Source organism: Streptomyces sp. NPDC058671, from assembly GCF_042716475.1.
In the GTDB taxonomy this organism is placed as follows: domain Bacteria; phylum Actinomycetota; class Actinomycetes; order Streptomycetales; family Streptomycetaceae; genus Streptomyces.
Genome location: NZ_JBHXSA010000022.1, coordinates 122,296 through 135,293, shown reverse-complemented (window position 1 = coordinate 135,293; position 12,998 = coordinate 122,296). Strand labels below are relative to the sequence as shown.

At 70.7% G+C, this 12,998-nt stretch carries 13 protein-coding genes; 4 read left to right on the top strand and 9 right to left on the bottom strand.

The annotated features are described in order from the left end of the window. Positions 1-128 precede the first annotated feature (128 nt). The 8 genes from ACFWV2_RS25685 to ACFWV2_RS25650 all read right to left on the bottom strand — a co-directional run bounded on the left by ACFWV2_RS25685 (position 129) and on the right by ACFWV2_RS25650 (position 7,935). Positions 129-827: an ester cyclase gene (locus ACFWV2_RS25685; protein WP_384408121.1), complete on the bottom strand. Its 699-nt coding sequence runs from the start codon at positions 825-827 to the stop codon at positions 129-131. A gap of 83 nt (positions 828-910) precedes the next feature. Beyond that, a complete protein-coding gene (locus ACFWV2_RS25680; protein WP_384408119.1) occupies positions 911-1,933 on the bottom strand; it encodes a hydroxyacid dehydrogenase in 1,023 nt (340 codons plus the stop codon). Positions 1,934-1,950: 17 nt separating this feature from the next. Next, positions 1,951-2,805, bottom strand: a complete 855-nt coding sequence (locus ACFWV2_RS25675) for a carbohydrate ABC transporter permease (protein ID WP_384408117.1) — start codon at positions 2,803-2,805, stop codon at positions 1,951-1,953. Next, entirely contained in the window at positions 2,802-3,689 is an 888-nt protein-coding gene (locus ACFWV2_RS25670; RefSeq protein WP_384408115.1) for a carbohydrate ABC transporter permease, read from the bottom strand. The genes ACFWV2_RS25675 and ACFWV2_RS25670 overlap by 4 nt, the downstream gene beginning before the upstream one ends. A 4-nt stretch (positions 3,690-3,693) precedes the next feature. Beyond that, positions 3,694-5,010 (bottom strand): ABC transporter substrate-binding protein, encoded by a 1,317-nt coding sequence (locus ACFWV2_RS25665; RefSeq protein WP_384408113.1) that lies wholly within the window; start codon positions 5,008-5,010, stop codon positions 3,694-3,696. 99 nt (positions 5,011-5,109) lie between these two features. Next, entirely contained in the window at positions 5,110-6,207 is a 1,098-nt protein-coding gene (locus ACFWV2_RS25660; protein WP_384408111.1) for a substrate-binding domain-containing protein, read from the bottom strand. 250 nt (positions 6,208-6,457) lie between these two features. Further along, a complete protein-coding gene (locus ACFWV2_RS25655; RefSeq protein ID WP_384408109.1) occupies positions 6,458-7,231 on the bottom strand; it encodes an SDR family NAD(P)-dependent oxidoreductase in 774 nt (257 codons plus the stop codon). A gap of 20 nt (positions 7,232-7,251) precedes the next feature. Further along, positions 7,252-7,935 carry an MOSC domain-containing protein gene (locus ACFWV2_RS25650; RefSeq protein WP_384408107.1) on the bottom strand — a complete coding sequence of 228 codons (684 nt, stop codon included), beginning with the start codon at positions 7,933-7,935 and terminating at the stop codon, positions 7,252-7,254. Positions 7,936-8,015: 80 nt separating this feature from the next. Between ACFWV2_RS25650 and ACFWV2_RS25645 the strand changes: the two genes are divergently transcribed. After that, positions 8,016-8,909, top strand: coding sequence for a LysR family transcriptional regulator (locus tag ACFWV2_RS25645; protein WP_384408105.1), 894 nt, complete (start codon positions 8,016-8,018; stop codon positions 8,907-8,909). A gap of 77 nt (positions 8,910-8,986) precedes the next feature. Here ACFWV2_RS25645 and ACFWV2_RS25640 read toward each other — a convergent pair whose 3' ends face one another. Continuing rightward, complete coding sequence (locus ACFWV2_RS25640; RefSeq protein ID WP_384408103.1) at positions 8,987-9,361, bottom strand: WhiB family transcriptional regulator; 375 nt, start codon at positions 9,359-9,361, stop codon at positions 8,987-8,989. Positions 9,362-9,795: 434 nt separating this feature from the next. Here ACFWV2_RS25640 and ACFWV2_RS25635 point away from each other — a divergent pair, with 434 nt between their 5' ends. The 3 genes from ACFWV2_RS25635 to guaB all read left to right on the top strand — a co-directional run bounded on the left by ACFWV2_RS25635 (position 9,796) and on the right by guaB (position 12,896). Then, positions 9,796-10,407: a response regulator transcription factor gene (locus ACFWV2_RS25635; protein ID WP_003948568.1), complete on the top strand. Its 612-nt coding sequence runs from the start codon at positions 9,796-9,798 to the stop codon at positions 10,405-10,407. Positions 10,408-10,650: 243 nt separating this feature from the next. Further along, entirely contained in the window at positions 10,651-11,253 is a 603-nt protein-coding gene (locus ACFWV2_RS25630) for a sigma-70 family RNA polymerase sigma factor (protein WP_360785408.1), read from the top strand. Positions 11,254-11,393: 140 nt separating this feature from the next. After that, positions 11,394-12,896 (top strand): IMP dehydrogenase, encoded by a 1,503-nt coding sequence (gene guaB, locus ACFWV2_RS25625; RefSeq protein WP_360785409.1) that lies wholly within the window; start codon positions 11,394-11,396, stop codon positions 12,894-12,896. Positions 12,897-12,998: the final 102 nt, after the last annotated feature.

The following is a 12,998-nucleotide window of genomic DNA, read 5'->3' as shown; positions in this document are numbered from 1 at the left end:
TGATCTTTTTTTTTTTTATTGTGTGGGGGTTTTTTTTTTTTTTATAAGTCACTTTGTTTTGTTACCGGGCGCCGGGGGCCCCGGGGGGGGGGGCCCCCGGGCCTCGGTGTCTCCTTCTTCTCGCGTTCCTACGCCTCCACGGCGCCGAGCTGCCCCATCAGCCCGAGCAGGTCGTACTGCCACCACCCCTCCGCGATCTTCCCGTCCTCCCGGAAGCGGTGGATGACCGTCCCCGTCATGGTCACCTCCATGCCGGTGGGCTGCAGCCCCATGAAGTCCCCGGTGTGACTGCCCCTCCAGGTCCAGCGGGTGCAGACCCGGTCGCCCTCGGCGATCTGGTCGTCGACGGCGAAGGCGAAGTCGAAGCCCTGCCGCCACATCTCCACCACGCGCCGGACCGCGTCCATGCCGATGGCGTCCTGCTCATCGGTCGGATCGTGGTCGTGATACCCCTCCGCGAGCACCTGGTCGAGCAGCGCCAGCTCCGGCTCGTCGGCCATCATCTCCAGGAGACGACGGGCACTGGACTTGTACAGCGCCTCGTCCCGCACCACGTCCAGATCGGTGAAGGTCGGCATCTCGTCGCAGAGCGCGACCATCTCCCGGAAGATCCGGTCGGTCTCGGGGAGCTGCGAGTTCCGCATGGCCACGTCGTACGACGGGAACTCGACGATCTCCACGACGTGAGAGGCGTCCGAGCGGTCCTTGCCGACGATGCTGTGGGTGGCGGTCCGCTTGCCCTTGGTCTGATCGACCCACTGATCCATGAGGCGGTTCAGGTCGTCGACCCGGCTGGTCCTGCAGTCGATGATTTGCACGAAGCTCATGACGCCTCCCGACCCGGGTGGGATCTCTCCAGTCTAGGTGGGGTGCCCCCGCCGGGCAGGGGGAGACGCCGGCCCCCGCCCCCTCACGCCGACCGCTGGAGGTCCGACGCCCGTACCTCCTCGGCGAAGGGTTCGCCGCGCGCGTACCGGGTCACCTCCTCGATCGCCTGGTCCGCCATCCGGTGCAGTTCGTTGCCCAGGGAGCCCGCCACGTGGGGGGTGAGGAGGACGTTCGGGAGGGTGTACAGGGGGGAGTCGGGGGGCGGGAGCTCCGGGTCCGTCACGTCCAGGGTGGCGTGGAGGCGGCCCGTGAGGAGGTGGGGGAGGAGGGCCTGTTCGTCGATCAGGGAGCCTCGGGAGGTGTTGACGAGGGTCGCTCCGTCGGGCATCGCGGCGAGCTGGGGCGCGCCGATCATGCGGTACGTGGACGGGAGCTGGGGCGCGTGGACGGTGACGACCGAACTGCGGGCGCACAGCTCGTCGAGGTCCGTCACCAGTTCCACGCCGGGAGGCGGGACCTCCACGTACGGGTCGTACAGGAGGACGTCGATGTCGAAGGGGCGCAGGAGGTCGACGACCCTGCGGCCGATGCGGGAGGCGCCGACGACGCCGACCGTGCGGCGGTAGTTGCCCCAGTCGGCGGACTCGGTGAGCCAGGCGTGGTCGGCGCGGAGTTCCGCGTACCGCCGGGCCGAACCGAGGACCCGTTTCCCGGCGAGGAGGATCGCGGCGAGCGTGTACTCGGCGACCGGCAGCGCGTTGGCGGCGGCGGCCGAGGTGACGCGCAGGCCCCGGGTCCAGCAGGCGTCGGTGACGTGGTGCTTGACCGAGCCGGCGGCGTGGACGACGGCCCGCAGGCGCGGCGCGCGGTCGAGGACCTCGTCGGTGAGCGGGGTCGCTCCCCAGCAGGTGAGGAGGATCTCGGCCTCCGCCAGGGCGGCGGCGACGCGGGGATCCGGGGCGGTCAGGTCGGCGGCCACCAGGTCGGGGTCGGTGCGGGTGAGGGACGCGAGGCGGGTGCGGTGGGCGTCGGTGAGGAGGCGTTCGGCGACGCCCGGGCCCATCGCAAGCAGCAGCGCGGGGCGGTTGTCAGTGGTCGGGTGCATCGTCGTACCTGTGCTCCTCACTTGACGCTGCCGGCCGTCAGACCGGCCTTCCAGTGGCGCTGGAGGGAGACGAAGGCGACGACGAGGGGGACGACGGCGAGCAGCGACCCGGTGACGACGAGGGGGTAGAAGCCGGGCTCCGCGTGGGCGTTGCTGTTCCACGCGTACAGGCCGAGGCTCAGCGGGTAGAGCTTCTGGTCCGACAGCATCACCAGGGGGAGGAAGAAGTTGTTCCAGACGGCGGTGAACTGGAAGAGGAAGACGGTCACGAAGCCGGGCATCACCATGCGCAGACCGATGGACCAGAAGACGCGCAGTTCGCCGGCCCCGTCGATGCGGGCGGCCTCCAGGGCCTCGTCGGGGATGTAGCCGGCGCAGAAGACCCGGGACAGGTAGACGCCGAAGGGGTTGACGAGGACGGGGATCAGGACCGCCCCGTAGGTGTTGACGACGCCGACCTCGCTGGCCAGAAGGTACATGGGCAGGGCGAGCGCGGTGGTGGGGACGAGCACGCCGACGAGGACGAGGCCGAAGAGCTTCTCCTTGCCCCGGAAGTCGTAGACGTGGAAGGCGTATCCGGCGGCGACGCTGACGAGCGAGCAGGCGAGGGCGCCGATTCCGGCGTAGAGGAGGCTGTTCAGGTACCAGTGGAAGTAGATGCCGTCGTCGTACTCGGCGAGCCGGGAGAGGTTGCCGCCCAGGTCGAAGCCCTCGAAGGAGAAGGCGTTTCCGGCGAGGAGTCCGCCGGCGTCCTTGGTGGCGGCGGTGAGCAGCCAGACGAGCGGGAAGAGCATGTAGACGACGGCGAGGAGAAGGGCGGCGTTGACGGCGGCCCGGGAGAGCCAGACGGAGGGGGTGCGGGGCCTGCTCACGCGCGCTTCTCCTTCCGGCCGGTCAGTCGCGTCACGGCGAAGGAGAGCAGCGCCGCCGTCAGGGCGAGGAGTACGGAGGCGGCCGCTGCGAGTCCGTAGTCGTTGCGGTCGAAGGCCGCGGTGTAGGCGTACATGTTCGGCGTCCAGGTGGAGGTGACGGCGGAGCCGGTGCCCTTGTTGAGGATCAGCGGCTCGGTGAAGAGCTGGAGGGAACCGATGACGGTGAAGAGGCCGACCATCGCGAGGGAGGCCTTGACCAGCGGGATCTTGACGGAGAAGGCGATGCGCCAGGCGCCGGCCCCGTCGACGGTGGCCGCTTCGAGGACGGACCGGTCGATGGCCTGGAGGGCCGCGTAGAAGATGACCATGTTGTAGCCGAGCCACTCCCACAGGGCGATGTTGACGACGCTGGGGAGGGCGCCTTCGGGGGAGAAGAAGTCGAAGCCGACGCCTCCGGCCTCCATCGCCTGGACGACCGGGCTGAGCTGGGGCGTGTAGAGGTAGACCCAGATCAGGGCGGCGATGATGCCGGGGACGGCGTGCGGCAGGAAGAGCGCGAGCTGGAAGAAGCGGCGGGCGCGGGCGAGTGCCGAGTCGAGCAGGAGGGCGAGGCCGAGGGCACCGGCGAGCAGCAGCGGGATGTAGAGCAGGCAGTAGCCGAGCAGGATGCCGAAGCCCTCGCGGAAGGCCCGGTCACCCAGCGCCGCGGTGTAGTTGTCGAGGCCGGTGAAGACGGTCTCGGCGCCGCCGAAGCCCAGTCCGGACTGCTTCTCGGTGAAGAGGCTGAGCCAGACCGCGTATCCGATCGGCACCACCATCACCGCGGTGAACAGCAGGAAGAAGGGGGTCAGCAGGATCGTGGCGGCGCGGGTGCGGGCCTTCACCCGGTCAGCCCTCGACCTTCAGGCCGCGCTTGGTGAGCTCGGCGACGGTGGCGTCGTGACCGGCCTCGACGGCGTCGGCGATGCCGGGACCGCCCTGGGCGATCTTGCCGAAGTGGTCCTTGATCGTGGTGTTGGTGGTGCCGGTGGTCGGACCCCAGGCCCAGTCGGGGCGGATGGAGGCGCCCGCGGCCTCGAACAGGGCGTAGATGTCCTGGCCGCCGTAGTAGCTCGCGTCGAAGGCCTTCTTGGCGACGGGGCGCAGCGCGGTGGCGGCCGGGAACGCGGAGGAGGTGCCGGAGGCGATCCGGGCCCTGACGCCGTCCTCGGTGGTGGACATCCACTCGGCGAAGGTGACGGCCGCCGCCTTCTTGTCGCTGTCCTTGGTGACGGCGAAGGAGGTGCCGCCGAGCATGCCGCTGGCGGGCTTGCCGTCCCAGCTGGGCATGGGGGCGACGGCCCACTTGCCGTCCTGCTCGGGCAGGGTGCCCTTGAGGACGCCCGCGCCCCAGGAGGCGCCGAGGTAGCCGATGGTGGTGCCGTTCTTGAGGGAGCCGGTCCATTCGGGGCTGAAGGAGGCGTTCTTGTGGACGAGTCCGGCGTCGAGGAGGCCCTGCCAGTAGGCGGTGACCTTCGTGGTGGCCGCGTCGGTGGTGTCGATCTTCCAGGTGTCGTTCTCGGCCTTGAACCACTGGGCGCCGGCCTGCCAGGCCATGGCCTCGAAGGTGGTGGGGTCGTCGGGGAAGAAGGTGGCGATACGGGCCTTGGCGTCGGCCTTCCTGACCTGCTCGGCGGCCTTCTTGAACGCGTCCCAGGTGGTGGGGACCTGGACCTCGTACGTCGCGAAGAGGTCCTTGCGGTAGAAGAAGGCCTGCGGGGCGGCGTCGAAGGGGACGGCCCAGGTTTTGCCGCCGAGGGTGGTGAGTTCGACGGTCTGCGGGAGCAGTGCGGCGCGGTCGGCCTCGGTGAACTCGCCGCCGATGTCCTGGAGGGCGCCGGAGCTGACGAACTCGGGGAGTGAGGAGTACTCGATGGAGACGAGGTCGGGGGCGTTGCCGGCCTTCACGGCGTTGGAGATCTTGGCGTAGCCGCCGGCGGTGCCGGAGGGGATCTCCTCGAACTTCACCTGGATGTCGGTGTGGGAGGCGTTGAAGGCGTCGACGACGTCCTTGGAGCCCTTGGCCCAGCCCCAGAAGGTGAGGGTCACGGGCCCGTCGGCCTTGTTCGCGGTGTCGTCACCGCCGCCGCCGCAGGCCGTGAGCACGGCGAGGGCGGTGGCGGTGCCGGCTATGACACGGGACGTTCTGCTCCAACTACGGGTCACGGCACGGCTCCTGAGGGCAGGCGGCGGAGGTTGTGGCCGTGATCCTGTGACCGTTCATGACCGAAGTCAAGAGCGAAAGATTGATTGATCGAAAATAGATCACATGGAGAGTGTGGAGTGCGCCCCGCAGGAGTCCCGCACCCGCAGCCTCGGCAGCAGGCCCAGATGGCGCCGCGCCGCGTTCTCGTCGGCGCCCTCGGTGAGCCGCTCCACGAGCAGCTCGGTGGCGTGCCGACCCACTTGCCGCTTGGGCGGGGCGACCGCCGTCAGCGGTGTGTCGGCGAGGGCGGCGACCTCGTCGTCGTACGCGATCAGGGCCAGGTCCTGCGGCACCCGGACGCCCAGCTCGGAGAGGCGCTGCACGATCTCGATCGCGTCCACGTCGTTGTGGACCAGGGCCGCGCCCGCGAGGCCCGAGCCGACCGCCTCGTGCAGGGCCCGCACGGCCCGCTCGAAGCCCTCCGGGTCCGCCTCCGCCGGCACGGAGTCGATGACGGGCCGTGGTTCCGCGAGGCCCAGCGTGCTCAGCGCCTCGGCGTATCCGGCGCGCACCGCGAGTGCGGTCGGGGAGTCCCCGCGCGCCACGAGCAGCGGCGTCGCGTGCCCGAGGGCGAGCAGGTGGCGCAGGGCGAGCAGGACGCCGTGCCCGTGGTCGGACACCACCCGGTCCAGGCCGTCGAGCGGGCTGCCCGGTACGGCCCGGCGCTCCAGGAGGACGGCCGGTACGGGGAGTTCGGCCAGCCAGTCCCCGTACGCGAGCCGGTCCTCGGGGCCCCGCCAGCCCGGGGCGACGAGCACCCCCTGCGCGCCGGCCGCGAGCAGCCCCTCGGTGCGGGCCCTGTCCTCCTCCGGCCGGTAGTCCGAGACGCGGAGCACGAGCCGGGCGCCGACGCGGGCGGCCGCCTCGTGCGCCCCTCGGATGACCTCGGCGAAGTAGTACGTGGCCGAGGGGGCGAGCAGGCCGATGACCAGGCCCTCGGCGGGGCGTCCTGGGGTCGGGACGCCCTGCCGCCGGGGCCAGGACACCTGGCCGTGCACCCGGTCGAGGAGGCCCCGGCCGGCGAGGAGTTCGACGTCGCGGCGGGCGGTGACGGGGGAGACCCCGAGCCGTTCGGCCAGGTCGGCGACGCGGGCGGTGCCGCGCTCGCGCACCAGGGCCAGCAGTCGGTCGTGTCGTTCGGCAGCACTCTCGCGCACGGCGCAGTTCCCCCTCGCGGTGGTCGTGGTGTCCCGACCCTAGTTCACATCCGACCCCGAATGATCGAAAGCTGAGATATTTCGATCATTCGATCTCGGCCTCTTGACGTGGTGGGCCCGAACCCCGCCCCCCGGCGTCCGGGTCCTCTCCGCCCCCCTCGCCACGGCCGCGCCGAGATCCGTGCCCCCTCGTCCTCGACGCCCCGGAAGGGACCCCACGACCAGGCTGGACCCCGCTCCGTCCAGACGGTCACTTCGGGCCGTACCTGCGGCCCGCCTTCGAGGAGACCCCGCCCAGCAGACCGCGCGGCGCCAGCTTCACCACACCCATCAGGGCCTTGTAGCGGGGGTCCGGGATCGACAGGGTCTTCCCCCGCGCCAGGTCCGACAGAGCCGCCGTCACCAGCTTGTCCGCGTCGAGCCACATCCAGCCCGGGATGTTCTCCGTGCCCATGCCGGCCCGCTCGTGGAACTCGGTCCGTACGAAGCCGGGGCAGAGCGCCATCAGGCGCACCCCACTGCCCGCCAGGTCCCGCGCCGCGCCCTGGGTGAACTGCACGACCCAGGACTTCGACGCCCCGTACGTGCCCCGGGGTACGAAGGCGGCCACCGAGGCGACGTTCACCACCCCGCCCCGCCCCCGCGCCTTCATCGAGGCGGCGGCGGCCGACGTCAGCCGCAGGACCGCCTCGCAGTGCACCCGGAGCATCGTCAACTCGTCGGCCATGGACACTTCGAGGAAGCGGCCCTTGTTGCCGAAGCCCGCGTTGTTCACGAGGAGGTCCACCGGCTGCCTGGGGTCCGAGAGCCGGGCCTCGACGGCGGCGATGCCCTTCTCCTCGGAGAGGTCCGCCGCGAGCACCTCGGCCTCGACGCCGTGCCGGTCGTGCAGCTCCGTCGCCTGCTCGCGGAGCCGTTTCACGTCCCGGGCCACGAGCACCACGTCGTGACCGTCCGCCGCCAGTCTCCGTGCGAAGGCGGCGCCGATGCCCGCGGTGGCGCCCGTAATCAGTGCAGTCGTCATACGGGCACGGTAGTGCCCCCTCACGGCGCCTCCGCGCGGGTGTACTTGTCCGCGTACTGACGTGCGAGATCGAGGAGTCCCGACTCCATCCATGCGGCGGCGACCAAGGTCCTGGGCAGCAGGGTCCGTTCGGCGGTGGCGGCGCGGTGGAGCAGGGCGACGGTGATGTCGTGCTCGGGCCGGTGGACGACGGTGACCGGGTCGCCGGCGCGGATCTCGCCCGGCACGATCACCCGCAGCAGCGCGCCGGGACCGGCCTGTGATTGCGTGAACCGCCGGACCCAGCCCTTCTCCCGCACGAAGCCCGCGAACGTACGGCAGGGGATGCGGCCACCCGTGACCTCCAGGACGACGTCGTCACCGATCCGCCAGCGCTCACCGATCAGCGCCCCGTTCACGTCGACGCCCCGGGTGGTGAGGTTCTCGCCGAACGAGCCGTTGGCGAGCTCCCGGCCGAGCTCCCGCTCCCACAGGTCCAGGTCCTCGCGGGCGAAGGCGTACGCGGCCCGGTCGTCGCCGCCGTGGAACCGCAGGTCGCAGACCGTGTCCCCGGCGAGCCCGCTCCTCCCGACACCGGGCGCGCCGGGGGCCTCGATCCGTACGGGCCCCTCGACCGGACGCTTGTCGATGGCGGTGAGGCCGGAGGCGGCTTCGGCGTAGTCCACGGTCCTGGCACGGCCCACATTCACACTCAGCAAGGTCATGCGGGCACTTTACGGGCGCCGTCTCAAAGCCGGGGGCGAATAAGAACGACTTCACCCAAGATTCGCTTATGCTGGAACGCATGATCGAGGCACGCCATCTCCGCGTCCTGCGCGCCGTCGCCGCCACCGGCTCCTTCTCGGCCGCCGCGCGCGAACTCGGCTGCACCCAGCCCGCCGTCAGCCAGCAGATGAAGGCCCTCGAAGCCTCCGCCGGCACGCCGCTGCTGATCCGCACCGGCCGCGAGATGCGTCTCACCCAGGCCGGTGAGGCCCTCGTGCGCCACGCCTCGGGCATCCTCGCCGGCCTCACCGCCGCCGAGGAGGAGGTCGCCGCCATCGCCGGGCTCAGGGCCGGCCGGGTCCGTCTCGTGTCCTTCCCCAGCGGCAGTTCCACCCTCGTCCCCACCGCGCTCGCCGCGCTGCGGGCCGCGCACCCCGGCACCCGCGTCTCGCTGGTCGAGGCCGAACCGCCGCGCTCGATCGAGATGCTCCGCGACGGCGACTGCGACGTGGCCCTGGCCTTCCGGTACGGAGCCGGGCAGGCCGAATGGGACGACCTGGTCGTCCGGCCGATCCTCGCCGACCGTCTGGTGGGCCTGGTCCCCGAGGGGCACCGGCTCGCCGACGCGGAGTCGGTGGGCATCGCGGAACTCGCGGAGGAGTCCTGGATCGCGGGCTGTCCGCGCTGTCGCCGTCAGCTGGTGGACGTCTGCGAGGAGGCGGGCTTCACCCCTCGTATCGATTTCGCCACCGACGACTACCCGGCCGTGGTGGGCCTCGTCGGCGCGGGCCTCGGCGTGGCGGTCCTGCCGGAACTCGCCATCGAGTCCGTACGGCCCAAGGGGGCGCGGACCGTGGCCGTGGAGCCCGCCGTGGAGCGGGAGATCGTGGCCCTGACGCTGCCCGACCTCGCCATGGTCCCGGCCGTGGCCGCCACGCTCGACGAGCTGAGCCGCGCCGCCACGCGCGCGTAGGGAACGTGCGACGCGCGCGTGAGCGCGGTCCGAAGCGGGCGCGTCCCTTCTGTACGGCTAGTTGGAAAAACGTTCCTTCACATACGTTCCACGGTCGGCCGGCTCCCGGCCGACGCCGACGTCGTCATGGAGGACGCGCCCGGCGCCGTCGTCGGCGCCGCGGTGATCAGGCGATTGCGCGCGCGTCCCATGAGCTCTTCGCGTTCGTCCTCGGTGAGGCCGCCCCATACGCCGTAGGGCTCCCGTACGGCGAGTGCGTGTGCCGCGCACTCCGCGCGTACCGGGCACCGCATGCAGACCTCTTTCGCCGAGTTCTCACGCGCACTCCGTGCCGCGCCGCGCTCTCCCTCCGGGTGGAAGAACAGGGAGCTGTCGACCCCGCGGCAGGCCGCGAGGAGTTGCCAGTCCCACAGGTCGGCGTTGGGTCCGGGAAGGCGGGAGAAATCTGCCATTGCGCTAGTCCCCTTGAAACCGTGTCGAACGGATAGGTGGGCGGGTGGATGGCTGATGCCCGGGGCTCCTCGTGTTCCCGCGGGTCCGGGTCGGTACACCTACTGTCTAAGTAGATGTAAATATGACTCATTGCGAATCTAGCCACAGACACTGCGAAAAGGGAAGAAATCCCGCTAAATGGGGCAGTCCACCTCGATGGAGGGCAGAAGGCTCGCGTCGCTCTCCTCCGCACACGGCCCCTCACGTAGAGTGCCGAAGGCTGCCGTCCGGCCCGTAACTCTTTCGAGTGACCGTCGTTGAGTGTGCGGAGGCGGTTGAAGGAACAAGCGCTCGGGCAGGTGTCCGAGGGCGTCAATCGCACAGGTGACGATTACGTACAGCCCTGGAGGCTCAAGGTGACGCGCAACAGCTGCGAGAGCCGCGGAGGTCACGCATGACATCCGTCCTCGTCTGCGACGACTCCCCGCTTGCCCGAGAGGCGCTCCGCCGCGCGGTCGCGACCGTGCCCGGTGTCGAGCGCGTGACCACCGCGGCCAACGGCGAGGAAGTCCTCCGCCGCTGGGGCGCGGACCGCTCGGACCTGATTCTGATGGACGTGCGCATGCCCGGTCTGGGCGGCGTGGAGACCGTCCGCCGGCTGCTCTCCGCGGACCCCGGCGCCCGCATCATCATGCTCACGGTCGCCGAGGACCTCGACGGCGTCGCCCTCGCGGTCGCCGCCGGTGCCCGCGGCTATCTCCACAAGGACGCCTCGCGCGCCGAACTGCGGGCCACCGTCACCCAGGCGCTGGCCGACCCCACCTGGCGGCTCGCCCCGCGCCGGCTCCGTTCGGCCGAGATGGGCGCCGCGCCCACCCTCACCGCGCGCGAGATCCAGGTCCTCGAAGGCATGAGCCACGGCCGGTCCAACGCGGAGATCGGGCGCGAACTCTTCCTCTCCGAGGACACCGTCAAGACCCACGCCCGACGTCTCTTCAAGAAGTTGGGCGCCTCTGACCGGGCGCACGCGGTCGCCCTCGGATTCCGCTGGGGCCTGGTCCGCTGAATCGCAGGTCACCGGCCACATCCCCGTCCTCGTCCGCGTCCGTCGTGGGGTGGACGGGGTGGGCTTGTGTCACTTCCCCGCCGTATGCCGCATCCTTGAGATGTGGAGTTCCTCGGGGACGAGTCGATCGAGCGGGAGGGGAGGGCGCGGGAGATGAGTTCCGGCGCACCTGCTCATAACGCTTCGGTGCACAACTACGGAGGCGGTGCCGCGAACGCGAAAGCGTCGGGGCACCATGGAGCGATGCGCGACGACGAGACCGCGGTATCCCCCATGCCCTCCGGGCGCGGGGAGATCGGCGCGCTCGTCCACCGCGCGGTCGACGGCGACGCCCAGGCCACGCACGACCTGCTCGCGCGTGTCCACCCGCTCGCCCTGCGGTACTGCCGCACCCGGCTCAACCGGCTGCCGGGCGACGCCCGGCACTTCGTCGAGGACCTGGCCCAGGAGGTCTGCGTCGCCGTCCTCATGGCGCTGCCGCGCTACAAGGACACGGGCAGGCCCTTCGAGGCCTTCGTCTTCGCCATCGCGGGACACAAGGTCGCCGACCTCCAGCGGGCCGCCATGCGGCACCCGGGGTCCACGGCCGTCCCCTCCGACGAGATGCCCGAGCGGCCCGACGACTCCCTCGGCCCCGAGGAGCGCGCGCTCCTCAGCGACGACGCCGAGTGGGCCAAGAAGCTGCTCGCCAACCTGCCGGAGAACCAGCGCGAACTGCTCGTGCTCCGGGTCGCGGTCGGCCTGACCGCCGAGGAGACCGGGCAGATGCTCGGCATGTCCCCGGGCGCCGTCCGGGTCGCGCAGCACCGTGCGCTCAGCCGGCTCAGGGCGCTGGCCGAGCAGTAAGCCTCGGCGGGCCCCGTCATCCCTTTCGTACACGTGTGAACGTCCAAAGCTTCCCGCCGATCTTGCTCGTGGAATGAGACACCGCTTCGGCCCGTTAGCATGGACGTCCCGCACCGATCAAGGCCATTTGGGAAGGTGTCATGACTGCCAACGTCGACGGAGTGCCCGAGAAATTCGCGACACTCGGGCTGACCTACGACGACGTGCTGCTGCTGCCGGGCGCGTCCGACATGGCGCCCGACCAGATCGACACCGCCTCGTACATCTCGAAGAACGTGCGGGTGAACATCCCGCTGCTCTCCGCCGCCATGGACAAGGTCACCGAGTCCCGCATGGCGATCGCCATGGCGCGACAGGGCGGCGTGGGTGTCCTGCACCGCAACCTCTCCATCGCCGACCAGGCCAACCAGGTCGACCTGGTGAAGCGCTCCGAGTCCGGCATGGTCACCGACCCGATCACGGTCCACCCGGACGCGACGCTGGGCGAGGCCGACGCGATCTGCGCGAAGTTCCGCATCAGCGGCGTCCCGGTGACCGACCAGGCCGGCAAGCTCCTCGGCATCGTCACCAACCGCGACATGGCCTTCGAGTCGGACCGCAGCCGCCAGGTGCGCGAGGTCATGACCCCGATGCCGCTGGTCACCGGCAAGGTCGGCATCTCCGGCGTGGACGCCATGGAGCTGCTCCGCCGCCACAAGATCGAGAAGCTGCCGCTGGTCGACGACACCGGCATCCTCAAGGGCCTCATCACGGTCAAGGACTTCGTCAAGGCCGAGAAGTACCCGAACGCCGCCAAGGACAAGGAAGGCCGCCTGCTCGTCGGCGCGGCCGTCGGTGTCGCCGGTGACGCGTTCGAGCGTGCCCAGGCCCTGATCGAGGCGGGCGTCGACTTCATCGTCGTCGACACCGCCCACGGCCACTCCCGCCTGGTCGGCGAGATGGTCGCCAAGATCAAGTCGAACTCCTCCGTCGACGTCATCGGCGGCAACATCGCCACCCGCGACGGTGCCCAGGCGCTGATCGACGCCGGTGTCGACGGCATCAAGGTCGGCGTGGGCCCCGGCTCCATCTGCACCACCCGCGTGGTCGCCGGCATCGGCGTCCCGCAGGTCACCGCGATCTACGAGGCCTCCCTCGCCGCCAGGGCCGCGGGCGTCCCGGTCATCGGCGACGGCGGTCTGCAGTACTCCGGCGACATCGCCAAGGCACTGGTCGCCGGTGCCGACACGGTGATGCTCGGCTCGCTGCTCGCGGGCTGCGAGGAGTCCCCGGGCGAGCTGCAGTTCATCAACGGCAAGCAGTTCAAGTCGTACCGCGGCATGGGCTCGCTCGGCGCCATGCAGTCCCGGGGCGAGCAGCGCTCCTTCTCCAAGGACCGCTACTTCCAGGAGGGCGTGGCCTCCGACGAGAAGCTCGTGCCCGAGGGCATCGAGGGCCAGGTGCCCTACCGCGGCCCGCTCTCGGCCGTCGTCCACCAGCTGGTGGGCGGTCTGCGTCAGTCGATGTTCTACGTCGGCGGCCGCACGGTTCCGGAGCTCCAGGCGAACGGCCGGTTCGTCCGCATCACCTCGGCGGGTCTCAAGGAGAGCCACCCGCACGACATCCAGATGACGGTCGAGGCGCCGAACTACAGCAGGAAGTAACACAGCGCGACGCGTGGGGGCGGGTGCGGGATGTGGGCGGGACCCCCCCCCCCGCGGGTGTGGGGGATTATGGTTGGCGCCGTACGGGAGGGGAAGGGCACA